The sequence below is a fragment of the Nitrobacter sp. MLSD-S21 genome, from assembly GCF_058809865.1.
The window spans coordinates 332,409-358,653 of sequence record NZ_JBXASZ010000001.1; the positions used below are offsets into that span (position 1 = coordinate 332,409).

General features: G+C 59.9%; 25 protein-coding genes and 1 tRNA gene. 18 read left to right on the plus strand and 8 right to left on the minus strand.

Translation table 11 applies throughout. The annotated features are described in order from the left end of the window. Positions 1-211 precede the first annotated feature (211 nt). A complete protein-coding gene (locus tag AC1RT6_RS01645) occupies positions 212-418 on the plus strand; it encodes a hypothetical protein (RefSeq protein ID WP_493028970.1) in 207 nt (68 codons plus the stop codon). 103 nt (positions 419-521) lie between these two features. On the opposite strand, the gene AC1RT6_RS01650 is transcribed toward AC1RT6_RS01645, so the two are convergent. Both AC1RT6_RS01650 and AC1RT6_RS01655 read right to left on the minus strand, forming a co-directional pair. Beyond that, positions 522-704 carry a hypothetical protein gene (locus tag AC1RT6_RS01650; RefSeq protein WP_079446731.1) on the minus strand — a complete coding sequence of 61 codons (183 nt, stop codon included), beginning with the start codon at positions 702-704 and terminating at the stop codon, positions 522-524. 798 nt (positions 705-1,502) lie between these two features. Beyond that, a tRNA-Ser gene (locus AC1RT6_RS01655) sits at positions 1,503-1,596 on the minus strand. A gap of 679 nt (positions 1,597-2,275) precedes the next feature. Between AC1RT6_RS01655 and AC1RT6_RS01660 the strand changes: the two genes are divergently transcribed. Continuing rightward, the gene (locus tag AC1RT6_RS01660) at positions 2,276-3,826 is read left to right on the plus strand and encodes a porin (RefSeq protein ID WP_079446717.1); all 1,551 of its coding nucleotides are present in this window, start codon (positions 2,276-2,278) and stop codon (positions 3,824-3,826) included. Positions 3,827-4,363: 537 nt separating this feature from the next. Here AC1RT6_RS01660 and AC1RT6_RS01665 read toward each other — a convergent pair. Next, the gene (locus AC1RT6_RS01665) at positions 4,364-6,601 is read right to left on the minus strand and encodes a lytic transglycosylase domain-containing protein (protein ID WP_079446716.1); all 2,238 of its coding nucleotides are present in this window, start codon (positions 6,599-6,601) and stop codon (positions 4,364-4,366) included. A 234-nt stretch (positions 6,602-6,835) separates the two neighbouring features. Between AC1RT6_RS01665 and dapA the strand changes: the two genes are divergently transcribed. From dapA to AC1RT6_RS01685, 4 genes are all read left to right on the plus strand, one after another. Continuing rightward, positions 6,836-7,726 (plus strand): 4-hydroxy-tetrahydrodipicolinate synthase, encoded by an 891-nt coding sequence (gene dapA, locus AC1RT6_RS01670; protein WP_079446715.1) that lies wholly within the window; start codon positions 6,836-6,838, stop codon positions 7,724-7,726. A gap of 52 nt (positions 7,727-7,778) precedes the next feature. Next, the gene (gene mscL / locus AC1RT6_RS01675) at positions 7,779-8,198 is read left to right on the plus strand and encodes a large conductance mechanosensitive channel protein MscL (RefSeq protein WP_079446761.1); all 420 of its coding nucleotides are present in this window, start codon (positions 7,779-7,781) and stop codon (positions 8,196-8,198) included. Positions 8,199-8,265: 67 nt separating this feature from the next. Beyond that, a complete protein-coding gene (gene smpB / locus AC1RT6_RS01680) occupies positions 8,266-8,739 on the plus strand; it encodes an SsrA-binding protein SmpB (protein WP_079446714.1) in 474 nt (157 codons plus the stop codon). Positions 8,740-8,935: 196 nt separating this feature from the next. Continuing rightward, complete coding sequence (locus AC1RT6_RS01685) at positions 8,936-9,100, plus strand: hypothetical protein (protein ID WP_309772572.1); 165 nt, start codon at positions 8,936-8,938, stop codon at positions 9,098-9,100. A 13-nt stretch (positions 9,101-9,113) separates the two neighbouring features. On the opposite strand, the gene AC1RT6_RS01690 is transcribed toward AC1RT6_RS01685, so the two are convergent. Together AC1RT6_RS01690 and AC1RT6_RS01695 are read right to left on the minus strand one after the other, a co-directional pair. Next, complete coding sequence (locus AC1RT6_RS01690; RefSeq protein ID WP_173815959.1) at positions 9,114-9,815, minus strand: uracil-DNA glycosylase; 702 nt, start codon at positions 9,813-9,815, stop codon at positions 9,114-9,116. Continuing rightward, positions 9,793-10,410: a LabA-like NYN domain-containing protein gene (locus tag AC1RT6_RS01695; protein ID WP_079446712.1), complete on the minus strand. Its 618-nt coding sequence runs from the start codon at positions 10,408-10,410 to the stop codon at positions 9,793-9,795. Before AC1RT6_RS01695 ends, AC1RT6_RS01690 begins: the two co-directional genes overlap by 23 nt. A 340-nt stretch (positions 10,411-10,750) precedes the next feature. On the opposite strand from AC1RT6_RS01695, the gene rpoZ reads away from it, so the two are divergent. From rpoZ to AC1RT6_RS01755, 12 genes are all read left to right on the plus strand, one after another. Beyond that, positions 10,751-11,143 (plus strand): DNA-directed RNA polymerase subunit omega, encoded by a 393-nt coding sequence (gene rpoZ, locus AC1RT6_RS01700; protein WP_079446711.1) that lies wholly within the window; start codon positions 10,751-10,753, stop codon positions 11,141-11,143. Positions 11,144-11,345: 202 nt separating this feature from the next. Beyond that, positions 11,346-13,631, plus strand: a complete 2,286-nt coding sequence (locus tag AC1RT6_RS01705) for a RelA/SpoT family protein (protein WP_079446759.1) — start codon at positions 11,346-11,348, stop codon at positions 13,629-13,631. 142 nt (positions 13,632-13,773) lie between these two features. Next, a complete protein-coding gene (locus AC1RT6_RS01710; RefSeq protein WP_079446758.1) occupies positions 13,774-14,544 on the plus strand; it encodes a pyridoxine 5'-phosphate synthase in 771 nt (256 codons plus the stop codon). Further along, positions 14,541-14,960: a holo-ACP synthase gene (acpS, locus tag AC1RT6_RS01715; RefSeq protein ID WP_079446710.1), complete on the plus strand. Its 420-nt coding sequence runs from the start codon at positions 14,541-14,543 to the stop codon at positions 14,958-14,960. Before AC1RT6_RS01710 ends, acpS begins: the two co-directional genes overlap by 4 nt. A 265-nt stretch (positions 14,961-15,225) precedes the next feature. Then, positions 15,226-15,984, plus strand: coding sequence for a signal peptidase I (gene lepB / locus AC1RT6_RS01720; RefSeq protein ID WP_079446709.1), 759 nt, complete (start codon positions 15,226-15,228; stop codon positions 15,982-15,984). Further along, positions 15,981-16,781 (plus strand): ribonuclease III, encoded by an 801-nt coding sequence (rnc, locus tag AC1RT6_RS01725; RefSeq protein WP_079446757.1) that lies wholly within the window; start codon positions 15,981-15,983, stop codon positions 16,779-16,781. Before lepB ends, rnc begins: the two co-directional genes overlap by 4 nt. Continuing rightward, positions 16,778-17,689: a GTPase Era gene (gene era, locus AC1RT6_RS01730; RefSeq protein ID WP_079446708.1), complete on the plus strand. Its 912-nt coding sequence runs from the start codon at positions 16,778-16,780 to the stop codon at positions 17,687-17,689. Before rnc ends, era begins: the two co-directional genes overlap by 4 nt. 9 nt (positions 17,690-17,698) lie before the next feature. Then, positions 17,699-18,070: a hypothetical protein gene (locus AC1RT6_RS01735; RefSeq protein WP_079446707.1), complete on the plus strand. Its 372-nt coding sequence runs from the start codon at positions 17,699-17,701 to the stop codon at positions 18,068-18,070. 49 nt (positions 18,071-18,119) lie between these two features. Then, a complete protein-coding gene (gene recO, locus AC1RT6_RS01740) occupies positions 18,120-18,908 on the plus strand; it encodes a DNA repair protein RecO (protein WP_079446706.1) in 789 nt (262 codons plus the stop codon). A gap of 87 nt (positions 18,909-18,995) precedes the next feature. Continuing rightward, positions 18,996-21,245, plus strand: a complete 2,250-nt coding sequence (gene parC, locus AC1RT6_RS01745) for a DNA topoisomerase IV subunit A (RefSeq protein ID WP_493028975.1) — start codon at positions 18,996-18,998, stop codon at positions 21,243-21,245. A gap of 32 nt (positions 21,246-21,277) precedes the next feature. Next, a complete protein-coding gene (gene arsC, locus AC1RT6_RS01750) occupies positions 21,278-21,649 on the plus strand; it encodes an arsenate reductase (glutaredoxin) (protein ID WP_079446704.1) in 372 nt (123 codons plus the stop codon). A 232-nt stretch (positions 21,650-21,881) separates the two neighbouring features. Then, positions 21,882-23,270 carry an Nramp family divalent metal transporter gene (locus AC1RT6_RS01755; protein WP_472790068.1) on the plus strand — a complete coding sequence of 463 codons (1,389 nt, stop codon included), beginning with the start codon at positions 21,882-21,884 and terminating at the stop codon, positions 23,268-23,270. A 281-nt stretch (positions 23,271-23,551) separates the two neighbouring features. Here AC1RT6_RS01755 and AC1RT6_RS01760 read toward each other — a convergent pair whose 3' ends face one another. The 3 genes from AC1RT6_RS01760 to hemB form a co-directional block, all read right to left on the minus strand. Further along, on the minus strand, positions 23,552-24,325 hold the full coding sequence (locus AC1RT6_RS01760) for an arginyltransferase (RefSeq protein WP_079446702.1): 774 nt from the start codon (positions 24,323-24,325) through the stop codon (positions 23,552-23,554). Between the two features lie 79 nt (positions 24,326-24,404). Continuing rightward, positions 24,405-24,947, minus strand: coding sequence for an RDD family protein (locus AC1RT6_RS01765; protein WP_079446701.1), 543 nt, complete (start codon positions 24,945-24,947; stop codon positions 24,405-24,407). A gap of 130 nt (positions 24,948-25,077) precedes the next feature. Next, on the minus strand, positions 25,078-26,139 hold the full coding sequence (hemB, locus tag AC1RT6_RS01770) for a porphobilinogen synthase (RefSeq protein WP_079446756.1): 1,062 nt from the start codon (positions 26,137-26,139) through the stop codon (positions 25,078-25,080). Positions 26,140-26,245 lie beyond the last annotated feature (106 nt).

The window sequence follows — 26,245 nt, forward strand, 5'->3', positions numbered from 1 at the left end:
TCTAAATGGGCACGGACCCGCGGAGGTTACCCTTATGGCAAAGCTCTATTACTCCGAATATTCCGTCGTTGGCGCATTCGAATCCCCCGCGCAAATGGCGCTTGAACCGTCGATTGCGGTGCGGGTTTTATCGGGTCTGCGGGCTTGTTTTGGGCGGACAACTTCCAGGGCGAAGTTCGTATGACCAATGTGCTTATCCACGGCGGCGGGCGTGGCATGGCGATTTACGCCGACACCGGGACGACGCACATTTCCTTCGAGAACGTCTTCTTCGTTCCATCACCGTGGGTGGAAGTTTTTCGACTACGACATCAGGGCAACGGGCGGCACGCTGATCGTAGACAAGTGGGTCAACGTTCGCGCCGCGACGATCGTCGACGGCGTCATCGTACCCGGTGCGTCATTGCCGTCCCCGTAACGGGTCGGCTATTTCGACAAAGCAAGGGACCAATACAAGCGGGTACAGGCGAGATGCCGAGTCCAGAAGCGTACAGCGGGCCACCCGGCGATGCTCGGCCCGATCAGGTGCCACCGCTATACTCAGTATCTTGTTGGCCGTGAGGATGTTTCGGGTCGATCATATCTGCCCTTACGGCCTTCCTGATTTCGGCTTTCCTGATTTCGTCCTCGTCGGCCTGCTGGCTCGGATTTTGACTTTGGCTCTGCTGCTGCAGGTCCGGATTTTTCTCGTTCTGATTGGACATAGGGAGCTCCTTTTTTATTGCCCCCACGGCTGAACATATAGTGACAGCCGATGCTCTCTTGCAGAGTCGGGCCACCTTTTTTGTCCCTCGCCAGCTTCCGCTTTTCCCACATTTGGCCTGAGCGCCGCACACCCTATCGCCCGAGCGCGGGGGCTACATCAGGAACTGCGAAAACCCTGTGCGGTTGTAGTTCCTAGACAGGCATGGAGTGCAGGCAACATGGCATCCCCAAATGACAATCCCTCCAGGGGGAAGGACCATATAAGGCGCGTCAACAACACCACGATCGGCTGGGTTATCGGAGGTGTAGTGCTCGTGATGCTACTCAGTCTCTCAGTCTTCACCGGGCGCGGCACGCCACCGAAATCCGGCGAGAATGCGCCGAATAGCCCAACGCAAACGCAACCGCAGAGATGAGCTCGCCTTAGATCAGGCTCCCGATAGAGGCGGCGCGCCTCGAACCGAAGCGCATTCTGGCGGCCCAGCTCCTTCGCCAGGGCCCTTGCTCATCCCGCCTGGGACAGGGCGTAGGCACAAATCTCAGGTCGCGCTCGAGGGACAGCAGGGCGTCAGATTCTACATCGCGAAAATGCGCGAAGGGGATTCGCCGGAATGGCTGGCGGCCGAGCTTTCGGACGGGGTGGTTGGTGATGAGCATGTCTGATCATAGAGCGAACGGATCGAAACACACTGTGCCGGGTTTTGTGCTGGCCGAAATCGCTTCTATTGGCGGCAACCGCGCCATATGCGGGAGTATTTTGCGAAGAATATTGCAGGAAACCTGCATAAAACATTGATTGGCGGAGCCGGAGGGATTCGAACCCTCGATAGGGCTTTACAACCCTATAACGGTTTAGCAAACCGCCGCCTTCAGCCACTCGGCCACAGCTCCGCTGATGACCGATATGCCTGACACGCTCGCCAGCCGCAAGCACATGATCGCGAGATAAGGCGTAGCACTTGAATCCATGAGACTATGTGACGCAGATCTGTGATGCCGATGCTGATCGGCACCACCCGACCCTGCATTTGCGGTGCAGAAGTACAGGTCTTCGCATTGTATTATCCAGCATACAACGTTGAATTCGTTGTAGCTTTTCCAACTTTGAAACGGCGATCCACGGATCGAATCAGGTGTCTATGATTTGCGATGTTTGAGAAGCGGAGACGAACAGCGTGTCATGTGGGGCGGATGTGCCATTTTAGACGCCTCAAACACGCTGAAAGAAAAATATACTAAAAACCAATGGCTTATCGAAAAAAATGAGGCGATTGGCATGTGCCATTTGAGCAACATGCCACCAAAATCGTTTCGACTTATTCCATTTCGAAGCTTCCTTCATTGCGTGTGCAAGACGGTTCGGTAATTCTGATCGTGCGACGGAGGGGGGCATCCCAAAGTCGTTCTGTTTTAGATGGTCGCTGTTTGGTCGCCCGTTTGCGTCCCTCCTCGCGTTGAGCGGGGGTCAGCAAGCACGAATGCTATCGGTTAGTCCGCAATTGGGGAAACGCTCTTGAGTGCTGCGTTTAGCGGACCCGGTCGCCCTGCAGAGCAACTTGGAGGTTTGACGATGAATTTGATGAAGAGCCTTTACCTCGGCTCGGCGGCAGGGCTGGTCGTCATGAGCGGGGCTCACGCTGCCGATCTTCCGTTAAAGGCCAAAGCGGTCGAATACGTGAAGGTCTGCTCCCTGTATGGCGCGGGCTTCTATTACATCCCCGGCACCGACACCTGCATCAAGCTCGGCGGCTATATGCGCGCCGATCTGGGCGTCAATACGAATACGATCTTCCAAGGCAACACTGGGCTTCAGGCCGGTGCGCAGAACCGTAGCTCCAACGCTTTCACTTGGCGCGCGCGATCGGACCTGACCATCGACACCCGAACCGCGACAGAGTACGGCGTGGTTCGCACCTTTTTCGAGGGTGTCTTCACCTGGACCTCGGGCGGCTACCAAGGTGTGCGCGTCGGCGGGAGTGCGTATGACGGAAACCCGAACGGCGGCGTACTCGGCGGCCAGCTTGGTGTGTTCCACGCCTTCATCCAGTTTGCTGGCTTCACGATCGGCAAAGCTGCTTCTCAGTTTAGTGCTCCCTGGGGGCAATATCCCGGAAACGTCTATGACGGTCTTGTCGGCGGTGGCGGCGCGCTCACGGGCGTGAACCAGTTCACTTACACGACAGAGTTCGGCAACGGCGTATCAGCTTCGATCGGGGTGCAGGATCCGAGCGCATACTACCAGCCCGGCATTCAAAACCTCGGGATAGCGCCGCCCGGCAACGCCATCCTCGATGTTCAACCCCCCTTCTTCGGTCCCGTCCCCTACGGCACCCCCCAGCTCGGCTACGGCCTCAGCGCCTATGGTGGAACCACTTTTCCGGATATCGTCGGCCAGCTCCGCGTCGATCAAGCTTGGGGTATGTTCCAGGCCTCGCTCGCAGGGCATCATAACAACCCGGCTTACTACACTGGCGTTGAAACCGGCGGCGGTCCCGGAGGCAAGTGGGGTTGGGCCGGTCAAGGCGCTCTGACGATCAAGAACATCCCGACTGGTCCGGGTGACGTGATCAATGTCTCGGGTGTCTACACCAACGGTGCGACCCGCTACAACATCCAGGACATGACCGCTTTGGCAGGTGCTAACCTCATCTACGGCGGCGGCGGCGGCATTAGCAGCGTTGGCTTCGGCTTTGCGCCCGATTCTGTCTATGCACCCAACGGCCAGCTTCAACTGGTCTCGACCTGGGGCATGCGCGGCGCCTTCACCCACAACTGGAGTCCGCACTGGAGCAGTTCGGTATTCGGCGCCTACGCAGCGGTCAGCTTCACCGGCGAAGCCAAGTCATATATGTGCGGTGTCTCAATTCCGCGGGCCCTTGGTGCGGGTTTCACCTCCTGCAACCCCGATTTCAACATCGCGCAGGTCGGTGCAAACCTTCGCTGGACGCCAGTCAAGAACCTGACGTTCACGACGGAAGGAGTGTACTCCATGTTGGATCAGAAGCACGCCGGTGTGGCGAATCTTCCAAACAACTACGCGGTCTACAAGGCGACGGGCAATTATCAGCTGAAGGATCAGGACATCTGGACCGTTATGTTCCGCGCTCAGCGCACCTGGTAAGACACATCGTCTGACGACGCACTCTCATAAAACCCCGGCGGGAGACCGCCGGGGTTTTGTTTTGTGGCGAAGCCAGATGTTTGCTCAGTTTCAGGGAAGGTGCTGCGCCGCCGCTGAGCGGGACAAGGACGACGATCGTCTGAACCACTGATAAGGACCTCTCGACGCATTTGGCCACGGGTCGTGAGCAGCCTGGACACTTTCATCGGCGACGGAGATAGCGGCGACAAATCCGATATTACGGCGTTCACGCGTAGATGCGGTTCTGCTGGAGTGTCCCTAGCGTTTTTGAGCGAAGTAGATGCCGGTTCGCGCGAAGAAGATGCGTTAATCCAAAGCTCGCTTCTGATTCAGCTAGAAGCAAAAAAGCTTTCGAATGGGACGGATTGATCGGGCCTGCGCGCAGGCTCCGTTGCTCCAGGCACTCGCGTCAATCTTGTTCCGCAAACGAAGTTCCGCAGCCGGCAAGGAGGACCACCAAGGACGTTTCCTCCACGTGGACTGTGCCCGGCACGAGGCGTTATTCGTCTCCAAACGTCACTGGTTAGCGCCGCGCTGCAAGTCCGCCTCGATCTGTAACTTCGAGCCGCCGCCAAAGCGGGCGCGATAGACCTGCAGGTTTTCCATTATTCGCTGCACGTAGTTGCGCGTCTCCGAGAACGGGATCAGTTCGACCCAGTCCACCGCATCGACTCCCGGGTCCCGCGGATCACCGTAACGCGCGATCCATTTTTGGACGCTGCCGCGGCCGGCATTGTAGGCCGCGAACGTCATGATGTAAGAGCCGCGATAGTCTTCGAGCAGGCCACCGAGCTCCGCTGCGCCGAGTGCAGCATTGTAGGCGGTGTCGGTCTTCAGGCGATGAAGGTCGAAGCTGGCGCCGTACTTCTTGCAGACATACCGTCCAGCATCCGGCGTCACTTGCATCAGCCCGTAGGCGTGCGCCGGCGAGACCACCGACGGATTGAAGGCGCTTTCCTGTCGGGCAATCGCATAGATGATGCTGCGCTCCACATCCGGTCCAATTGATTTGACCGGCGGCATTCCACTGACCGGGTAGGCATAGAAATCGAATGGCAATCCGCGATTTAGCGCGGCCTTGCCAGCGAGCAGCATTCCCTGCGCGTCGCCATGACGTGCGGCGAGTTCGCCAAGCCCCAACACCGCATCGGGGTCGCCGTTTGCGCCTATATCGGCAAGGATCGGAATTGCGAGGTCGTCTTTGCCGAGAGCGTAGAGAAGCTCCGTGGCGCGGACTATCTCGAGCCGCTCGATTCCTCGTGACCGGCTGCTTGGAACGCTGTGCAGTTCGATCTGCGGGAGCCCGAGCTTGGCGCGTGCGAGTTGACCATAGTAACTGGTGGATTGTTCCGCCGCCGACGCGTAGGCGCGACGAGACTCCTGAATCCGGCCTGCCGCTTCGGCGGCGCGACCCTGCCAGTAGCCGGCCCGCGCCAGCGCGGTCGGATTGACGCTGCCGACGCCGATGCGCGCAAAATGCCGGGCGGCCGTATTGGGGTCCTTCAGGAAGCGGAGAGCGATCCAGCCGGCGGTAAACTCTTGTTCCGTTTTGTAGATATCGCGCGCGGGGAGCGCCGCGTCGCGGGCGATGAGATACGCGGTGCGGTAGTCTCCGACGTCGATCATCTTGCGCGCGAGCAGCCGCCGCTCGATCCACCACTGATCGACATTGTAAAGCCGGTTGGGATCCCGCGGCGCGCTCTGCATCAGCCGCGCAGCTTCCGCAAACTTCTCTTCACGACGCAGTAGCTGAATGTAGGCCAAGACATAGCCAGGATCGCTGTGCAGTTCGTGTGGTACTTTCTCGAGCAGTGCGCGTAGGCTGGATGATTTGTGATCGGCCGCAATCCGCGCCTTGGCGAGGGCCTCTTGCGACCTTCCGAGACGCTGCGCCGCACGCATTCCGACTTCGCGGTCCTCGCCGTAAAGCATGTAATCCATGCGCGCCTTGTGGTCGCTCGGCGTAATCAGCGCTCCGAACATCTCCAGCGCTTTTCCCTCGACCGCGGCCGACATCGCATCTGTCCGCCAGGCCTCGCGGACCAATTGCTCGGCGCGGGCGCGGTCTCCGCGTGTGAGCAGCGCGCTTGCCAGAGCAAAGCGTCCTTTGCCCGACAGTGGTCGTTCATTTTCGAACCAGGCCATCACAGTGGCGCCGTCGCGATGGTCGTCCCATAGCGCAGCTTCCGCGCGCCGGCGTAGGAATGTCTGCGAGGGCCAACTCGGATTGGCGTCGAGGAAGGCGCGGTAGCGCTCGGTCGGCGCGCCGTTGTCGTTGCTGCGCAGGATGATCCACTCGGCGAGCTTGCGAGCCACCGGGTCTGTCATGCTGGCCTGGACCTGGGTGGCCTCCGAAAATTTATTCTTGTGGGTAAGGTCTATGACATTCTCAAGCGCAGCGACATCGGTGCGCGAGGTCGATGACGTTACGGCCATCGCAGCTCGTGGAGCGGGCTTGCGAGCCGGTGGCGCGGGAAGCGTGGCGTGCTGACGTGTAGCTGGTTGAATGATCGAGGCTGCGGGGGCCTTGCTTTTGCTCGGAGCGACGGTCTTGCTTTTGCTCGGAGCGACGGTCTTGCCGTGCCCATGGCCGGAGACGGGTTTTGGAACGGCGTGGCCTGAAGGTTTCGACTTCGGCGCGGAACTTTTGGCGACTTTCTCCGCATGGGCGATCCCCGCCCAGAGCGCGGCCGCCACCAGACTCGCGCCTAAAGCCGCGGTTCGTAGCTTTGATGCACGGGCAGGCGATGTCACGACAAATCCCTTTTTCAGCGAATTAGGCAGGCCCCTAAAATCTTATTTACTATTTCATTGAATGTGTGGACAAAACACTAAAACCCCGACATTGCGATCATATGCCTCGACAACGGCGGAATCGCGGCCATGGCTTCAGCCGTGGACCTTTCGTGGCAGCGTCAGACCCGATATGACTGATCCAGCATCAAAATCGGCAGACGGCGAAGCCGCGCAACGTGTTGGAGCGGACTAATGGCAAGCACGGCGAAGTTCCAAGGATCGTACACGGCCCTGGTGACGCCATTCAAGAACGGCTCCGTTGACGAGGCCGCCTTTCGTAGTCTGGTGAATTGGCAGATCGCCGAAGGAGTCCACGGGCTTGTGCCGGTCGGCACAACTGGTGAGAGTCCGACGCTGAGCCACGACGAACACCGCAAGGTCGTGGAATGGTGCATCGAGGAGGCCGGGGGTCGTGTGCCGGTGATCGCGGGCGCGGGTTCAAATTCGACCCGCGAAGCCGTCGATCTGGCCTTGCATGCCGAGAAGGCCGGCGCTGACGCAGTGCTGGTGGTGACGCCGTATTACAACAAGCCGACCCAGGAAGGTTTGTACCAACACTTCAAGACCGTGAACGATGCGGTTGGTATTCCTATCATTATCTACAACATTCCTTCGCGCTCGGTCGTCGATCTTTCCGTCGAAACGATGGCGCGATTATTCGAACTGAAGAACATCGCCGGCGTCAAGGATGCTACCGCTAATCTGGCGCGGGTCTCGCTGCAGCGCCGGGCGATGGGGCCAGAATTCATCCAGTTGTCGGGCGAGGATATGACGGCGCTCGCCTTCATGGCGGCGGGCGGACATGGTTGCGTCTCCGTCGTCGCGAACGTCGCGCCGAAATTGTGTGCGGGCCTGATGTCCGCCGTCCTGAAGGGCGACTATGCCACCGGGCTCGCAATTCAGGACCGCCTGGTGCCGCTGCACGACGCTATTTTCAAGGAACCTGGTCTCGCCGGAGCAAAGCATGCGCTCAAGCTGCTCGACCGGATCGACGAAGTCGTGCGGCTGCCGCTGATGCCGGTGACCCCGCCGACCGGAAAGCTCATCCGCGATGCCATGGTCCATGCCGGTTTGATGAACTGAATTGGGGCTAATTGCTGCCGCACGTGGCGGTGAAGGACTGCTGGAGATTGCGATGATCAAAGAATTTCGTGAATTTGCGATGAAGGGCAATGTCGTCGATCTCGCCGTCGGCGTCATCATCGGCGCCGCCTTCGGGGCCATTGTGTCCTCGATGGTAGCCGACGTCATCATGCCGATCATCGGCGCCGTTACCGGCGGCCTCGATTTTTCCAACTATTTCACGGGTCTCTCGAAGGCCGTCACTGCGACCAACCTTGCGGATGCGAAGAAGCAAGGTGCGGTATTGGCTTGGGGCAACTTCCTCACGCTGTCGTTGAATTTTATAATTGTCGCTTTCGTCCTCTTCATGGTCATCAAGGGCATGAACAAGCTGAAGCGCAAGGATGAGGCAGCGCCTGCCGCGCCGCCGAAGCCTTCTCGCGAGGAAGAATTGCTGACCGAGATTCGCGATCTCCTGAAAGCGAAGGTATAGGACGCAACGCCGCCAGATCGGTGTCGCCGCCGTCCCTCGAAAGATAACGCCTGGAGGTTTCAGGGATATGGCCGAGAAAGGCGAGCGCGCCATCAAGGTCGTCGCGGAGAATCGCAAGGCGCGATTCAACTATGCGATCGAGGATACCGTCGAAGCCGGCATTGCGCTGACCGGTACGGAGGTCAAATCGATTCGTAACGGTAAGACCACGATTGCCGAATCCTACGCCGATTCAAAGAACGGCGAAATCTGGCTTATCAATTCCAACATCCCCGAATATCTGCAAGCCAACCGCTTCAATCACGAGCCGAAGCGGCCGCGCAAGCTGTTGCTGCACAGGAAGCAGATCAACAAGCTGATGGGTGCGGTCGATCGTGAGGGGATGACGCTGATTCCGCTCAAGCTCTATTTCAACGAACGCGGCCGGGCCAAGCTGTTGCTGGCGATTGCCAAGGGCAAGAAACTGCACGACAAGCGCGAGACCGAGAAGAAGCGCGACTGGGGCCGCGAAAAGGGCCGGTTGTTGCGGGCGAGGGGATGAGAGTAGCAAGCCTGACGGAGGTCGATCCGGTCGTTAAACTTTAAAGGATCGGTTCAACTTAATTTTAGGGTTGAGGTGATTTGCTCTCGACATGCGCATCAAACAGAAACGTGCGATTCGGCGGATGCGTCGGCGGCATCAGCGAGCGTGGCTTGTGCTCGACTCGGTCGAGGGCAGATCCAAATCGGAGTGTGAGGTGATGGACATCTCCCACGATGGCGCGCGCCTGGTGATTGCCTCCGGTCTGACTGTGCCAAAGCGTTTCGGCGTCGCGCTGGTGCCGAATTCAACGCCGAGGGAATGCGAGCGCGTCTGGCGAAACGGCGAGATGATGGGAATCCGCTTCACGGAGCCGGGATAGAGTTGTCGGAGTTTCAGCGGCAGGTCAGATCGGCACGCACCTGCGCGAATACGCTCTCGAACATTGCGGGCGTCAGGACGCGCGTGTTGGTGTTGTAGCGCGAGCAGTGATAGCTATCATAGAGTCTCACCGCGCCGACAGGATGCACGGCGCCGTGGACGAAGGGTGCGGCGGCGGCGCGGACTCCGAGCGCCTTCACCGCGGAATCGTGGGCGACGCGGCCGAGTGCGACAATCGCTCGCAATCTGGGCATTGCCGCAAGCGTGGCGCTGAGAAACGCACGGCAGGTGTTGATCTCGGCCGGTAGAGGTTTGTTCTGCGGCGGCACGCAACGTACCGCATTGCTGATGCGGCAATCGACCAGTTTGAGGCCATCATCGGGGTGGGCCTGGTAACGTCCGGTGGCAAAGCCGTATTTGAGAAGCGTCGCGTAAAGCAGGTCGCCGGCATAGTCTCCGGTGAAGGGGCGCCCGGTGCGGTTGGCGCCTTGCACGCCCGGCGCCAAACCGACGATCAGAACGGCCGCGTCGGGGTCGCCGAAAGAAGGGACAGGCGCGTTGAACCAATCCGGCTCGCGCGCCCGCACCGAAAGGCGATAGTCGACCAGCCGCGGGCAAAGCGGACAATCACGGCCTGGTTCTGAACTGGCGGAAGCCGCGCCGGATCGAGCGGTTCGGGTGCGCGGGCGTGTTTCAGTCCTCAAAGTCGTCGTCATCGCTCCGGGGTGCCATAGTAGCGGTGCGCTGCAGGAACTGCGGCGCGTGGTGGCGCGATTGACGTTCCGACGGGTCGCGGCCGAGTTTCGACTGCAACTCAACGAGATCGGTGAAGACGTCGGCCTGACGGCGTAGCTCATCGGCGATCATCGGCGGCTGACTTGCGATTGTGGAAACAACGGTCACGCGAACGCCGCGACGTTGGACCGCTTCGACAAGAGAGCGGAAATCGCCGTCGCCCGAGAACAGCACGATCTGATCAACGTGCTCGGCAAGCTCCATCGCATCGACCGCAAGTTCGATGTCCATATTTCCCTTGACCTTGCGGCGGCCGCTGGCGTCGATGAACTCCTTGGTGGCTTTCGTGACCACCGTGTAGCCGTTGTAGTCAAGCCAGTCGATCAACGGTCTTATCGATGAGTATTCCTGATCCTCGATGATCGCCGTGTAATAGAAAGCGCGGATGAGGGTGCCTCGGGACTGAAATTCTTTCAGGAGGCGCTTGTAGTCGATGTCGAAGCCAAGCGTCTTGGCTGTTGCGTAGAGATTGGCGCCATCGATGAAAAGCGCGATCTTGTTGGAGGCAGATGGCATCGAGCGTTCTCGTGATCGTTGTTCGCGTTATTGGTGCGGCTGAATCCAGCCCCACGGTTCAATGATGCATCGCGTCTTGCGGATCAGACTGAAGAAGCCAATATGCGCAATGAGGTTGAGGCAAAGGCAGCGTGATACGATGGAGAAGCAATGAAGCGAATTGTTGTCCGGTCAGGACCCTATTCCGCGCTTCTCCGGACGTCGGCCTTCTGGCTCCAATAACGGGTATCAGAGACCGGCCGTCACGCCAAATGCTAAATTCCCTGTTGCGAAACCCGCAAACGCTCTATACGTAGCGTATATATTCACCAGTTTCAGCCCTGCAACGGAGCGACAGGCGATGGCGCGCGTCACCGTGGAAGATTGCATTGATAAGGTCGACAACCGGTTCGACTTGGTTCTTTTGGCCGCACATCGCGCGCGGACGATTTCATCCGGTTCGCAACTTACGATTGACCGCGATAACGACAAGAATCCCGTTGTTGCGCTTCGCGAGATAGCCGAACAAACCATCTCCCCGGAGGATATGCGCGAAGAGTTGGTTCATTCCTTGCAGAAGTTTGTCGAGGTTGACGAGCCCGAGCCCGACACCGTGCCTTTGATCGGTTCAGCCGGGGCAAGCGTCGATGCGGACGATACCGAGGTTGCCGTCGAGCGCATGACAGAGGAAGAACTGCTGAAAGGCCTGGAGGGACTCGCGCCTCGCGAGGAACAACCCGAAGAGGACGAATGATCGGCTCATCACCGACAGTAAGGTTTAAAAGCCCGGACCTCGGTCCGGGCTTTTGCGTTTAGTCAGGTCGTGGGATCGGCGGCCGCTTTGATAACCAAAATCTGGTACGCCTAAAGATCGAATTCGACTTTCGGTCGGGACAATCTAGGATAGACCCTGGAGGGTGAACGGCGGGTTCCGCGCGATGAAGACACTTGGTTCTATGACAGGCTGGCCTCGCAGAAGGCGACAGATAGAGGCCGCGCCCGACTCGGCCGCAGCGGCGCCGATGCCGGCTGCCCCCGTCAAGCCGCCGCGTCCGCGAATGATGCGTCAGTACGACCTGGTCGAACGCGTTCGCTCCTACAACCCCGATACAGACGAGGATTTGCTGAACCGAGCCTACGTCTATGCCATGAAAGCTCATGGCGAACAGATACGGGCGTCGGGCGATCCCTATTTCTCCCATCCGCTTGAGGTGGCGGCCATCCTGACCGGTCTCAAGCTCGACGATGCCACCATCGTCGCGGCGCTGCTGCACGATACCATTGAGGACACCGAGGCCACCCGCGCCGAGATCGACAACATGTTCGGGCCAGAGATCGGCGCGCTGGTCGAGGGCCTGACCAAGCTGAAACGGCTGGAACTGGTCTCGCGCGAGGCCAAGCAGGCCGAAAATCTGCGCAAACTGCTGCTGGCGATTGCTGACGACGTCCGCGTGCTGCTGATCAAGCTTGCGGATCGGCTGCACAACATGCGTACTCTCGAGTTCGTGCCGCCGATGTCGCGTCAGCGCATCGCCGAGGAAACCCTCGACATCTACGCGCCCCTTGCAGGCCGCATGGGTATGCAGGAGATGCGGGAGGAGCTTGAGGATCTGGCGTTCCAGACCCTCGATCCGGAAGCCCACGCGGTGGTGGGGCAGCGGCTTGATGCGCTGGCCGAGCGTAACCGCAACCTCATCGGCGAGATCGAGACCCAGCTCACGACCAGTCTTGCGAACAAAGGTATCGTTTCGCGGGTAAGCGGTCGTCGTAAGCAGCCGTTTTCGATCTGGACCAAGATGGAACGGAAATCGGTCGGGTTCGAGCAGCTTTCCGATATTTTCGGATTTCGCGTCGTAATGCCCGATGTCGAAGCCTGCTATCGCGCTCTCGGTGTGGTCCACATGACGTGGCCGGTCGTGCCAGGCCGTTTCAAGGACTATATCTCGACTCCGAAGCAGAACGACTATCGCTCGATCCACACCACGGTGATCGGACCTGGCAATCAGCGTGTCGAATTGCAGCTCCGGACCGAGGAGATGGATTGCATCGCCGAGCTCGGCATCGCCGCACATGCCTTTTACAAGGAAGGCGCGGGCTCGCCGACCGAATTGCTCAATCGCGAGTCCAATGCGTTCGCATGGCTGCGTCATACCATCGAAATGCTGTCGGAAAGCGCCAATCCGGAAGAATTCCTTGAACACACCAAGCTCGAATTGTTTCACGATCAGGTCTTCTGCTTCACCCCGAAGGGGAAATTGATCGCGCTGCCGCGGCACGCCAATGTCATCGACTTCGCCTACGCCGTGCATACCGACGTCGGCAACAGCACGGTGGGTTGCAAGATCAACGGCAAATTCGCGCCGCTGTCGTCGCGATTGCAGAATGGTGACGAGGTCGAGATTCTGACTTCGGACGTTCAGTCCGCACCGCCATCTGCCTGGGAATCGCTTGCGGCAACCGGCAAAGCGCGGGCGGCGATCCGGCGCGCTACGCGAGCCGCCGTGCGCGGTCAGTATGTCAGCCTTGGCCGGCGGATCGTGGAACGCCTGTTCATCCGCGCGAAGATCGAATACGCCGACGACAAGCTCACCGGCGCGTTGCCCCGGTTGGCGCGCGCGACGATTGAGGATGTCATGGCCTCGGTGGGGCGGGGGGAAATGCGCGCCGCCGATGTCGCGCGCGCGATGTACCCGGACTACAAGGAGGAGCGCTTAGGGCGCCCAGGCGTCAAGAAGAGCCTGGCGGCGAAACTCAAACTAAAATCGCTGCCGGATCCGGCTCGTGGCCCGGCGGTGATCCCGATAGGCGGCATCAATTCGGGCTTGCCGATCAAGTTCGCGCCCAGTGGCGGCGCGGTGCCGGGTGACCGTATCGTCGGCATCATCACGCCGGGTGAGGGTATCACGATCTATCCGATACAGTCGCCGGCGCTGACGAATTTCGAGGAAGAGCCCGAGCGCTGGCTCGACGTTCGTTGGGACGTCGACGACACCACGCCGCAGCGGTTCCCGGCCCGCATCGTGCTGGATAGCCTCAACGAACCCGGCAGCCTCGCGCAGGTCGCGACCGTGATCGCCGAGCACGATGGCAATATTGACAATATCAGCATGACGAGGCGCTCGTCCGACTTTACCGAAATGACCATCGATCTCGAGGTCTACGATCTCAAGCATCTCAGCGCCATCATCGCCCAGTTACGCGCCAAGGACGTTGTGGCACGGGTCGAGCGGGTCAATGGCTAGTAATAAAGTGATATGGATCGCGACCGGCCTTCATGTGCAATCTCAGTTTGTCTTCCCAAGCCGGCAAAATCGACTGCTCACATTTTAGTTTAACGTCGCGATGCTAAGCCAACGCGATACGAAGCAGATTAAGAGTTCTTTGATGTCCCATCCTCCGTCCATACGCCTAGGAGTTAATGTCGATCACGTCGCCACCATCCGTAACGCGCGCGGTGGCGATCGGCCGGATGTGGTGCGAATAGCACTTGCGGCGATTGCGGCTGGCGCCGACGGCATTACCGCGCACCTGCGCGAGGATCGCCGTCATATTCGCGACTCCGACATGGCGCGGCTAAAGGCCGGAATTGCAAAGCCTCTCAATTTCGAGATGGCGGCGACGGCGGAGATGCAAGGGATCGCGCTCGCCACCAAACCGCACGCCGTTTGTCTGGTCCCCGAGCGGCGGGAGGAGCTGACCACCGAAGGCGGTCTTGACGCGGCCGGCCAATACAACGCGCTGGCACCGTTCATTGCGAAACTGAACGACGCGGGCATCCGGGTCTCGCTGTTCATCGCCGCCGACCCCAGGCAGATTGAGGCTGCGGCGAAACTGCGCGCGCCGGTGATCGAGATTCACACCGGCGGCTGGTGCGATGCTGTCGTGGAGGATGACAAAGAGAAGGCGGATGCCGAGTGGCGTCGTATTGTCGAAGGCGCGGCGTTAGCCAAGTCGGCGGGCCTTGAGGTTCATGCCGGCCATGGTCTCGATTACGCGACGGCGGAGACGATCGCAGCTCTGCCCGAGATCGTCGAACTGAATATCGGATACTTTATGATGGGCGAGGCGTTGCTTGTCGGCGTCGCCGAGACCGTTCGCACCATGCGTGCGGCCATGGATCGCGGACGCGCAACGCTGAAGATACGGACGGCATGATCATTGGCATCGGCTCCGACTTGATCGATATTCGCCGCGTGGCGACAGTCATGGAGCGTCATGGGGATCGATTTCTCAACCGGATCTTCACGGAGGTCGAGCGGGCGAAGGCCGAGCGGCGCGCCAGCAATGAGAAGATGGTGGTTGCGACCTATGCGAAACGGTTTGCCGCGAAGGAAGCGTGCGCCAAGGCGCTCGGGACTGGAATCCGGCAGGGCGTATGGTGGCAGGACATGGGCGTCATCAGTCTGGCGACCGGGCAACCCTCTATGAGACTAACGGGCGGGGCGCTGAAACGGCTGGAGCTGCTCACGCCCTCCGGCCTTGAGGCCCGCATTGACGTGAGCCTTACCGATGACTGGCCGTTGGCGCAGGCTTTCGTCATAATTTCGGCCGTCGCAGCAGGCAAATTTTGAGTCGGCTGGCACTGAGTCTAAACTAAAATCTGCTATTTATCAGATAGTTATCTGATTTTCACGACACGGTTGATTGCGCGGTCGTAAACAACCGTCTAAAACGCCGCAGGGACCACGATCAGGGTGAATCAGCTCGAATCGTGACGAATTGCGTGCGAATTCGTCCAAATACCAGAATTCACTGCGTTATTGTGCGGAACGGATACGCTTCGCTTGAAATGCTTTGCCATCGCTTTGAAGCGGCGGCCACCTAGATAGGGAAACGATGAGCGTGTCATCCGGAACCAAAACTGAAAGCGGCGTCGGCGAGACCGTCCGTGTCGTTATCCACGCTCTCCTAATCGCACTGGTGATCCGGACCTTTCTGTTCCAGCCGTTCAACATCCCCTCGGGCTCGATGAAGGCGACGCTATTGGTAGGTGACTACCTGTTCGTTTCGAAATACTCATACGGCTACAGTCACTATTCCATCCCATTCTCACCGCCGCTGTTTTCAGGGCGGGTGTTCGGTTCTGAACCGAACAGGGGCGATGTCCTGGTGTTTCGTCTGCCGAAGGATAACACCACCGACTATATCAAGCGGGTGATCGGGCTGCCGGGCGACCATATCCAGATGAAGGAGGGGCTGCTCTACATCAACGATACACCGGTGCAGCGCGAACGATTACCGGATTTCGTGGGTGAAGACCCTTGCGGCTCCGATGCGACGGCGCGCGTAAAGCAGTGGCAGGAAACGCTGCCGAACGGTGTCACCTACAAAACGCTCGATTGCGTCGATAACGGCTTCTACGACAATACCAACGTCTACACCGTGCCGCCGGGCCATTTCTTCATGATGGGCGACAACCGCGATAACTCGACCGACAGCCGCGTGCTCTCCGCGGTTGGTTATGTGCCGTTCGAGAATCTGGTCGGACGGGCGCAGATGATCTTCTTTTCGATCGCGGAGGGCGAGCATGCCTGGCAGATTTGGCGCTGGCCCGCCGCGGTGCGCTGGAATCGCATATTCTCCATCGTGCGATGATCGACGAATCGGCTGATATTAAGCCAGTGCCGCCTCCCCACGACGTAGCCGTGCCATCCGGCGCGGAGCCGGTGGCGCTTGCCCCGAAGAAGAAGCGAGCCCGGACCACCACAAAAGCCATTATGGCCGCGATCGAACAGCGGTTGGGTCATAAGTTTGCTGATATCTCGCTGCTCACGACGGCCTTCACCCATGTCTCGGCGCTAAAGTCATCGCGCGGACGCTGCGATAGCTACCAGCGTCTCGAGTTCCTCGGCGATCACGTGCTCGGTCTGGTGGTTTCCGACATGCTCTACCGTGCCTTCCCGCAGGCGGACGAGGGCGAATTGTCGAAGCGCCTGGCTGATCTGGTGCGCAAGGAGACGTGTATCGACGTTGCCAAGTCGCTCGATCTGCAAGAGGGCGTCAAGCTCGGCGCGGTCGGCGCTGGCGCCGGGGCTCGGCTACGCCGGTCCGTGCTCGGCGACATCTGCGAGGCGGTGATTGGGGCGGTTTATCTCGACGGTGGCTATGCGGCTGCAGCTACCTTCGTCGAACACAACTGGCTTGAGCGGATGCGCAAGCCAGTGCGACCGCTGCGCGATCCCAAGACCGTGCTGCAGGAGTGGGCGCAGGGCAAGGGGCTGCCGACGCCGGTTTACCGCGAAGTGGAGCGCACCGGGCCGCATCACGACCCGCGCTTCCGCGTTGCGGTAGAATTGCCGGGGCTGGAGGCTTCGGAAGGTATTGGCGGAAGTAAGCGTGCGGCGGAGAAGGCTGCGGCATCCGCCATGATCGCTCGTGAAGGTGTCAAGTGAGCGAGACCGGCCCGGCTGCGCGATGCGGTTTCGTGGCGTTGATCGGAGCGCCGAACGTCGGCAAGTCGACCCTGGTGAACGCGCTGGTCGGCTCCAAAGTCACTATCGTCTCGCGCAAGGTGCAGACCACTCGTGCGCTGATCCGCGGCATCGTTGTCGAGAACAACGCCCAGATCATTCTGGTCGATACCCCCGGTATCTTCGTCCCGAAGCGGCGGCTCGATCGCGCCATGGTTTCGACCGCATGGAGCGGAGCCTACGACGCCGATCTCGTCTGCGTGCTTCTCGACGCACGCGCGGGCATCGATGACGAGGCCGACGCCATCCTGACGAAGCTCGCTGGCGTGGCACATCCGAAAATTCTGGTGCTGAACAAGATCGACCTCGTCCCCCGCGAAAAGCTGCTGGCGCTGACCAGCGCGGCCAACGAACGTCTCTCGTTCGAGAATACGTTCATGGTATCGGCGCTGTCGGGCGACGGCACCGATGATCTGCGTCGTGCGCTGGCCGTGCGCGTTCCGGAAGGGCCGTTTCACTATCCGGAAGACCAGATGTCGGACGCGCCATTGCGCCATCTCGCTGCCGAAATTACCCGCGAGAAAATCTACCGCCATCTGCATCAGGAACTGCCGTATCAATCAACCGTCGAGACCGACACCTGGACCGAACGCAACGATAAGACGGTTCGTATCGAGCAGACCATCTTTGTTGAACGTGACAGTCAGCGTAAGATCGTTCTGGGAAAGAGCGGCGCGACCATCAAGGCGATCGGCGCCGAATCCCGCAAGGAGATCGGCGAGATCATCGGGCAGCCCGTGCATCTGTTTCTGTTCGTGAAGGTGCGTGAGAAGTGGGGCGACGATCCGAACCGTTATCGAGAAATGGGACTGGAGTTTCCCAAGGAATAGGCCGACGGAATGACCATCCCGAGAAACGTGCTGCGGTTTGAAGTTCTGCTGTACCTTTCGCTCCTGATCGATACGTTGTCGGCTGCTTTTATCGCACGCCCGTCGGCCGAGATCGACCAGGCGGCTGCGGTGAGCGCCGATACGTTCGTCGTTATCGTGTTTGTGTTCTTTCTGCTTTTGGTGTGGCTTGCAGCACGGCAACGAAAGAATTGGGCGCGATGGGCGCTGGTCGTCGCGCTTGCGCTTTCGGTGCTTTCGATGCTCGGTTCCTTAAACTATGGGCTGACTCTGGCATTGTCAGTCGATCTGTTTTCGACCGGTTTGGCCGGAGCCGGACTATATTTTTCGTTCTCCGATGACGCGGAAAAGTGGTTCCACTGACGGTGCAATCGAATTGCTGCGAAACGGCAGGATACCGTAGACTGGCGCCATGGAATGGACCGACGATGGCATCGTGCTCGGAGTGCGGCGACATGGCGAGTCCGCGGCTATCGTCGAGCTTTTGACCCGCAGCCATGGGCGCCATCTCGGCCTTGTGCGTGGCGGGGCCGGATCACGGATGCGTCCGCTGTTGCAACCCGGTAATTCGGTCAACGCGCTGTGGCGGGCGCGGCTTGACGAGCACCTCGGCACCTATGTGCTGGAAGGAACGCGCATGCGCGCAGCGAGCCTGCTCGCATCGTCACATGCGACCTATGGCGTGACCCATCTGGCAGCGTTGGCGCGCCTGCTGCCGGAGCGCGACCCGCATGAAGGCATGTTTGCGATGCTGGAACGGACGCTGGATGATTTCGACAGCGCGGGCGGGGCGGCGATCCATCTGGTCCGGTTCGAGCTGGCGATGCTGACCGAGCTCGGTTTCGGCCTCGATCTGTCGGCCTGTGCGGCCACTGGCGCCACCGCAGACCTCATCTACGTCTCTCCGAAATCGGGCGGGGCGGTGTCGCGGCAGGCCGGCGAGCCCTGGCGCGACCGGCTCTTGCCGCTGCCGCCTTTTCTCCGCGCGATCAACGACGAGCAAAACTGCTGGTCGGAACAAGACCTGCTGGACGGGTTTGAGCTAACCGGGCGATTCCTGCTGCGCTATGTGCTGGAGCCGCGCGGGCAGGGCCATTCCGACGCTCGCGCCGGGTTTATCAACGCGGTGGTGCGAAAGCGGGCAGCGGCAATTCCGGAGGGCGCGCGCACCGGGGCTGGCGAAGGCAGGGCATCCAGTTAGCCGCAGGTTGAGTTTACACCCTCCCTCGAGAAGGAGCGGTCATTCGCACACCTTGTCGCCGTACCTGACAGGCGTTAACCCGTCCGCATGGGAAAACGATTGATTCCGGCTGAGCCGGCCGAAATTCATGAAGTGCAACTGCGGGATGCGCTGGAAGAGCGCTATCTCGCCTATGCGCTGTCCACCATCATGCACCGCGCATTGCCGGACGCCCGCGACGGCTTGAAACCCGTGCACCGGCGTATCCTTTACGGCATGCGGTTGCTGCGGCTCGATCCCGGCTCGGCCTTCAAGAAGTCCGCCAAGATTGTTGGCGATGTGATGGGTTCTTTCCATCCTCACGGTGATCAGGCGATCTACGATGCCATGGTGCGGCTCGCGCAGGATTTCGCCTCGCGATATCCGCTGGTCGACGGCCAGGGAAATTTCGGCAACATCGACGGGGATAATCCCGCCGCCTATCGTTACACCGAAGCGCGCATGACCGATGTGGCGCGGCTGCTGCTCGACGGCATCGACGAGGACGCTGTCGAGTTTCGTCCGAACTATGACGGCCAGAGCCGCGAGCCGGTGGTCCTGCCCGGCGGCTTTCCGAACCTGCTCGCCAACGGCGCGCAGGGTATCGCGGTTGGGATGGCCACCGCGATTCCGCCGCACAACGCCGCCGAACTTTGCGACGCCGCGCTACATCTGATCGACAAGCCGGATGCGAAATCGAAATCGTTGCTGAAATGGGTCAAAGGGCCGGACTTCCCGACCGGCGGCATCATCATCGATTCCAAAGAGAGCATCGCTGAAGCCTACACGACCGGACGCGGCGCCTTCCGCACCCGAGCCAAGTGGCATCAGGAAGAAGGTGCGCGCGGCACCTGGGTCATCGTGGTCACGGAGATTCCGTGGCTGGTGCAGAAATCGCGATTGATCGAGAAGATCGCCGAACTGCTCAACGAGAAGAAGCTGCCGCTGGTCGGTGATATCAGGGACGAGTCGGCCGAAGACATCCGCGTTGTCATCGAGCCGAAGTCGCGCAACGTCGATCCCGAGCTGGTGATGGAATCGCTCTTCAAGCTGACCGAGCTTGAAAGTCGCATTTCGCTCAACCTCAACGTTCTCATCAAGGGCAAGATTCCAAAAGTCGTCGGCCTTGCAGAGTGCCTTCGCGAATGGCTGGACCATCTGCGCGACGTGCTGTTGCGTCGCTCCGCCTATCGCAAGGCGCAGATCGAGCATCGGCTGGAAGTGCTTGGCGGTTACCTGATCGCGTATCTGAACATCGACAAGGTCATCAAAATCATCCGCACCGAGGACGAGCCGAAGCCAGCCTTGATGAAGGCGTTCAAGCTGACGGAGGTCCAGGCGGAGGCCATCCTCAACATGCGCCTGCGTAGTTTGCGCAAGCTCGAGGAAATGGAGATACGCACCGAGGACAAGAATCTGCGGGCGGAACTCAAGGGCATCAATGCCGTGCTGAGCTCCGAAGCCAAGCAGTGGGAGAAAGTCGGCGAACAGGTGCGCAACGTGCGTGACATGTTCGGCCCCAAGACACCGCTCGGCAAGCGCCGCACCGTCTTTGCGGATGCGCCCGAGCACGATCTTGCCGCGTTGGAAGAATCGCTGGTCGAGCGCGAGCCGGTCACGGTCGTTGTATCCGACAAGGGTTGGGCGCGGACGCTGAAAGGTCACGTCGAAGATCTGTCGAACCTGTCCTTCAAGACCGACGACAAGCTCGGCTTCGCGTTTTTCGCTGAAACGACGTCAAAGCTGTTGCTGTTCGCTACCAACGGTAAATTCTATTCGCTCGACGTCGCGAAGCTGCCGGGCGGACGTGGTCATGGCGAACCGATCCGCCTGTTCATCGATCTCGAGCAGGATGCAGCGATCGTGTCGCTATTCGTCCACACTGGCGGCCGCAAGTTTCTGATCGCGAGCCATGAGGGGCAGGGGTTCGTCGTCAACGAAGACGATTGCGTCGGCACCACGCGCAAGGGCAAGCAGGTGCTCAATGTCGAGATGCCGAACGAGGCCAAGGCGATCGTGACGGTCGCGGGCGATCAGGTCGCGGTCATCGGCACCAACCATAAGATGGTGATCTTTCCGCTCGATCAGGTGCCGGAGATGGCGCGCGGCCGCGGTGTACGATTGCAGAAGTATAAGGACGCAGGGCTGTCCGACGTCGCCGTATTCGATTCGAAAACCGGTTTGACGTGGCGGGACTCCGCGGGCCGCGAGCAGGGCTTGAGCTGGAAGGACTTGTCCGACTGGCGCGGCAACCGCGCCGACGCCGGACGCCTCGCGCACGGCCTACCGAAATCGAACAGGTTCGGCCGAACCATCTGACATCGTGATAGACATCTAAGCGGAGGCTGACCATGACCGTGACGATCTATCATAACCCGTCTTGTGGAACCTCCCGCAACACGCTGGCAATGATCCGGGAGAGCGGCGAGGAACCGGTGATCGTCGAATACCTCAAGCACCCGCCGGAGCGTGCACGGCTTCGCGCGCTGGCTGACGCCATGGATCTTCCCGTTCGCGCGCTGTTGCGGGAGAAGGGCACACCCTATGCCGAGCTTGATCTCGGCAATCCCAAATGGACCGATGATCAGCTTCTGGATTTTATGCTGGCGCACCCGATCTTGATTCAACGCCCGATCGTGGAAACCCCGAAGGGCGTGCGGATTTGCCGTCCGGCCGAAACGGTGCTCGAACTGCTCGATTCTCCCGTCGCTTCTGGCAAGTAGATCTCACGTACCCGCATCTGGGTTGAACCCCGCGATCTCGGCGACGCGGTGCATCGCCGCTTGCGAACGCCTATAGCGTTTTCGAGCGAAGTGGAATCCGGTTCGCATGAAGAAAACGCGTCAATCAAAAATACTCTAGCGGAAACCGCTGCACACTTTTTTCTGCATCCCGCTCTAGATGCATTTGCAAATGAGTTGCAATAAAACTGGAGTTAGCCCATTATCACATCCGATGGATATGAAAACATCCGCTTTGTCGCCCGAACCGGCTTCGGAGCCGTCGCAAGGGACCTTCTCGGCTGAGACTGGCTGGAGTTCGGAAGCGCCAGTCCGTCCCAGTCTCGAGGAGGTCCATGCGACGGTGCGGGTTCCCGCGACCGGGCACTGGCTGCGTCGCATGCTGGCCTTTGCGGGACCCGGTTACATGGTCTCGGTGGGGTATATGGACCCCGGCAACTGGGCCACGGACATCGCGGGCGGCTCGAAGTTTGGTTACACGCTGCTATCGGTCATCCTGCTGTCGAACCTCATGGCGATCCTGTTGCAGGCTCTGGCCGCCCGGCTCGGTATCGCTGCCGGACTTGATCTTGCGCAGGCATGCCGCGCCAGCTATTCGCGACCCGTCAATTTCATGCTTTGGCTGGTCTGTGAGGCCGCGATCATTGCCTGCGATCTGGCCGAGGTGATCGGCACGGCAATTGCGCTGCAACTGCTGTTCGGCATCCCGCTGATCGGCGGCGCGCTGATCGCGGCGCTGGATGCCTTTCTGCTGCTGCTGTTGATGAACCGCGGCTTTCGTTTCCTCGAGGCTTTCGTGGTCGCGCTATTGATCGTGATCGCGGTCTGTTTTGCGATCCAGATCGTCGTCGCCGCGCCTCCGGTCGCCGAGATTTTGCGCGGCTTCGCGCCGTCACGCGAGATCGTTACCAATCCGGCAATGCTCTATATCGCCATCGGCATTATCGGCGCGACGGTCATGCCGCATAACCTCTATCTGCATTCGTCGATCGTGCAGACTCGGGCTTATCCGCGAACCACGGAGGGGCGGCGGAGCGCGATCCGCTGGGCGACCGCCGATAGCACGCTAGCCTTAATGCTGGCTCTGTTCGTCAACGCGGCCATTCTGATCGTCGCTGCCGCAGTGTTTCACCGCAGCGGACACACCGAAGTGGCCGAAATCGGAGACGCGTTCAGGCTGCTGTCGCCACTATTGGGTCTCGGCATCGCATCAACGTTGTTCGCGGTCGCGCTTCTCGCCTCCGGCATCAATTCCACAGTGACGGCGACGCTCGCAGGCCAGATCGTGATGGAAGGCTTCCTGCGTTTGCGGATGCCAATGTTGGCGCGGCGGTTCGTCACCCGCGGCATCGCCATCGTTCCCGTGATCTTCGTCACCGCGCTCTATGGCGAGAGCGGAACCGCGCAGCTTCTGGTTCTCAGTCAGGTCGTGCTGTCGATGCAGTTGCCGTTCGCGGTGATCCCACTCGTCCGCTTCGTCTCGGACCGGCGCAAGATGGGCGACTTCGCGATTTCAACCGGGACCGCCGCCGTGGCATGGATCATCGCCGGCGTGATCGTGATCCTGAATGTGAAGCTGTTGGCGAATACGGTTGCCGGATAGGGCACGGCATTGTAATCGTTCGAACGTGTGCTGGACCCTCTGAAGTCACCACGATCGGATGAGCATCTCCGTGGCTAACTGATTACTTCGATCGTCAGCTCGATGGTCAGCGTTTTGAAAGTGCTTCATCTCAAAGTAGGTTTCAAAATTCGCTCAACGCAGGTGCATTCAAAGTAGGACGGTACCGATGACGATAGATGGCAACGTAGTGACCTGTTTCTCTCAATCCTCGCAATGAGTGCTTACAATCGTTGTGGTGGAATGACCGGAGCGCGGTTGGCTTAGATTGCCGCGTCGCCTGTCGATCGACTGTTCTCATCCACGCGCAACCAGCCCGTCGGCGCAAGGCGCTGCTGTGGCAGGAAGCGGCCCTTGTAATCCATCTTCCGCGATCCCTCGATCCAGTAGCCGAGGTACACATAGGGCAGGCCGAGCCGCCGCGCACGCGAGATGTGATCGAGAATGATGAAGGTGCCGAGCGAACGGTTCTGTTCGGCCGGTTCGAAAAACGAATAAACCATCGAGAGCCCGTCGCTGAGCACATCGGTTAGCGCTACCCCCACCAGTTCGCCGCGTTCGTTGATACTGCTCACCGGGTTGCGCCTGCGATATTCGATGATGCGAGTCTCGACGTGGCTGTCTTCCACCATCATCGCGTAATCCAGCACGGTCATATCGGCCATGCCGCCGTGGCGGTGTCGCTGGTCCAGATAAGCGCGAAATACCGAGTATTGCTCCGACGTCGGCATTGCGGCACGCAGGTTGCCGACAATGTCAGCGTTCCGCGATAGCACCCTGCGGGCACTGCGCGACGGCCGAAATTCATCAGCGATCACCCTCACGGAAATGCAAGCACGACACTGGTCGCAAGCCGGACGATAGGCGATTGACTGACTGCGGCGGAAACCGCCATGAGTCAGCAGATCGTTGAGTTCGCCTGCCTTTTCGCCAACCAGATGAGTAAATACCTTGCGCTCGCTGCGATCGGGCAGATACGGACACGGCGAAGGCGCGGTCAAATAGAACTGCGGGGTATCTCGCGAGTGCTGGGTCACGGCGCCTTGTCAGCCTCCGACAAATTACATTGCAGCATCGCGCTCCCAGGGCTGACCGTCAATCCGGGTTGCCGCGATATCAATAGCTTCCATGTGGTTCCGCAACTGTCGCAAGATCCGAATTGTTGATGATGACGGTCCCCAACAACATGTCATGCAGCATGCGTCGCCGGTTGTTGAACAGGCTGATCAGGAGGATCAGCGGCGTAAACATCGACACCGAGATCCAGAACAGGATCGCGTGCATGGCGGCGAGCACAAAATAACTTGGCTCGCCATGCCAGGTCCGCATTTCCAGACCCATGGCCCGCATCCCGATCGTCGCCGAATGTCGGCCGCCAAGTGTCACGCCGTAGTAAACGATGGCCCAGATCAAGGAGGCGGGCGACACCAGCCAGAATAGCGCCCAGCCGAGCCCGAGCGTGATGACGCCGAATATTGCGATGAAGATCATGCCAAGGATCACTGGTATCGAAAGCACCAGCAGATCGATCAGGAATGCAAAAAAGCGCCGGGCCAAAACACCGCGAAACAGCTCGGGCTGCATCCAGGGATCAGACGCACGCCGCTGGAACTCGGCAGAGTTGCCACTCTGCGCAGTGTTGAAGCCACCATCGGCCATGTCCAATCCTCCACGGCGCTCAGCACGGCATTTCTGCCGCCCTTCGACATGGCGACGTGCTGCCTGGGTTACAAGCCCTCAGAAGCTCAGAGGCGTACGGAACGGTGGCGTACGGGCCGGGGAGGGAGGATCAGCCGTTTCGTTTCAGCTTCTCCGCTGCCTCCGCAGCAAAATAGGTGAGTACGCCGTCGGCGCCGGCGCGTTTGAAGGCAACGAGGCTTTCCATCATCGCCCGATCGCGGTCGATCCAGCCATTGCCTGCAGCGGCGGCAATCATCGCGTACTCGCCCGACACCTGATAGGCGAAGGTTGGCATTCCAAACGTGTCTTTTACGCGCCGCACAATGTCGAGATAGGGCATACCCGGCTTCACCAAGACCATGTCGGCGCCCTCGGCAATATCGAGTTCGACTTCACGCAGCGCTTCGTCGGAATTGGCGCTGTCCATCTGATATGTGCGTTTGTCTCCGGTGAGCGCCTTGGCCGAACCGATGGCGTCGCGGAACGGGCCATAAAACGCTGATGCATACTTCGCGGCATACGCCATGATCTGCACATCGACGAACCCCGTTTCGTCGAGAGCCCTTCGAATCGCACCGACGCGGCCATCCATCATGTCGGACGGAGCAATGATGTCGCAGCCGGCTTCCGCCTGCACCAGCGCCTGCTGGACCAGAACCGCAACGGTTTCATCGTTGAGTATCCTGCCGTCCTCAATCAGACCGTCATGGCCATGACTGGTGAAGGGGTCGAGCGCCACGTCGCAGAGCACGCCGAGGTCCGGGAATTCCCGCTTGATGGCGCGGACCGACTTGCAGACCAGATTCTTGGTATTGAGGGCTTCGCTGCCGGAGAGGTCTCGCAATGCGGGATCGGTGTAGGGGAACAGCGCGATGCAGGGGATGTTCAGCTTGAGCGCTCGTTCAGCGTCACGCACGCACTGGTCCACGCTGAGACGGTCAACCCCGGGCATTGAGGGAACAGGCGTCCGCCCGTTGACGCCATCGGCCACGAACAGCGGCCAGATGAGGTCGTCGGTTGTCAGAACGCTTTCGCGGACCAAACGGCGGGCCCATTCCGCTTTGCGGTTACGACGAAGCCGGGCCACGAGATCGAGCGGAGGGGCGGTGATCGCGGCATCGCGGCGGGGTCCATCCCGCATTTCAATGGGACGCCCGTATTTTATCGCCATGTTGCCGACACTCCCGAAGGCCAGAACCAATTGGATTTTTGTAGCATCAGGAACCGGCTTCGTCACCGCGCTCGTGCATCTCGGTGCATTGCAATTGATTTTATGG

Bases quoted from the DNA above. Each gene is read 5' to 3' on its own strand.
- AC1RT6_RS01765 (WP_079446701.1), bottom strand. From the start codon at position 24,947: ATGGCCGATGGTGGCTTCAACACTGCGCAGAGTGGCAACTCTGCCGAG.
- AC1RT6_RS01755 (WP_472790068.1), top strand. From the start codon at position 21,882: ATGGATATGAAAACATCCGCTTTGTCGCCCGAACCGGCTTCGGAGCCG.
- rnc (WP_079446757.1), top strand. From the start codon at position 15,981: ATGATCGACGAATCGGCTGATATTAAGCCAGTGCCGCCTCCCCACGAC.
- AC1RT6_RS01735 (WP_079446707.1), top strand. From the start codon at position 17,699: ATGACCATCCCGAGAAACGTGCTGCGGTTTGAAGTTCTGCTGTACCTT.
- mscL (WP_079446761.1), top strand. From the start codon at position 7,779: ATGATCAAAGAATTTCGTGAATTTGCGATGAAGGGCAATGTCGTCGAT.
- arsC (WP_079446704.1), top strand. From the start codon at position 21,278: ATGACCGTGACGATCTATCATAACCCGTCTTGTGGAACCTCCCGCAAC.
- parC (WP_493028975.1), top strand. From the start codon at position 18,996: ATGGGAAAACGATTGATTCCGGCTGAGCCGGCCGAAATTCATGAAGTG.
- AC1RT6_RS01710 (WP_079446758.1), top strand. From the start codon at position 13,774: ATGTCCCATCCTCCGTCCATACGCCTAGGAGTTAATGTCGATCACGTC.
- acpS (WP_079446710.1), top strand. From the start codon at position 14,541: ATGATCATTGGCATCGGCTCCGACTTGATCGATATTCGCCGCGTGGCG.
- AC1RT6_RS01660 (WP_079446717.1), top strand. From the start codon at position 2,276: ATGAATTTGATGAAGAGCCTTTACCTCGGCTCGGCGGCAGGGCTGGTC.
- AC1RT6_RS01690 (WP_173815959.1), bottom strand. From the start codon at position 9,815: ATGACGACGACTTTGAGGACTGAAACACGCCCGCGCACCCGAACCGCT.
- recO (WP_079446706.1), top strand. From the start codon at position 18,120: ATGGAATGGACCGACGATGGCATCGTGCTCGGAGTGCGGCGACATGGC.
- AC1RT6_RS01705 (WP_079446759.1), top strand. From the start codon at position 11,346: ATGACAGGCTGGCCTCGCAGAAGGCGACAGATAGAGGCCGCGCCCGAC.
- lepB (WP_079446709.1), top strand. From the start codon at position 15,226: ATGAGCGTGTCATCCGGAACCAAAACTGAAAGCGGCGTCGGCGAGACC.
- hemB (WP_079446756.1), bottom strand. From the start codon at position 26,139: ATGGCGATAAAATACGGGCGTCCCATTGAAATGCGGGATGGACCCCGC.
- rpoZ (WP_079446711.1), top strand. From the start codon at position 10,751: ATGGCGCGCGTCACCGTGGAAGATTGCATTGATAAGGTCGACAACCGG.
- AC1RT6_RS01650 (WP_079446731.1), bottom strand. From the start codon at position 704: ATGTCCAATCAGAACGAGAAAAATCCGGACCTGCAGCAGCAGAGCCAA.
- smpB (WP_079446714.1), top strand. From the start codon at position 8,266: ATGGCCGAGAAAGGCGAGCGCGCCATCAAGGTCGTCGCGGAGAATCGC.
- AC1RT6_RS01695 (WP_079446712.1), bottom strand. From the start codon at position 10,410: ATGCCATCTGCCTCCAACAAGATCGCGCTTTTCATCGATGGCGCCAAT.
- dapA (WP_079446715.1), top strand. From the start codon at position 6,836: ATGGCAAGCACGGCGAAGTTCCAAGGATCGTACACGGCCCTGGTGACG.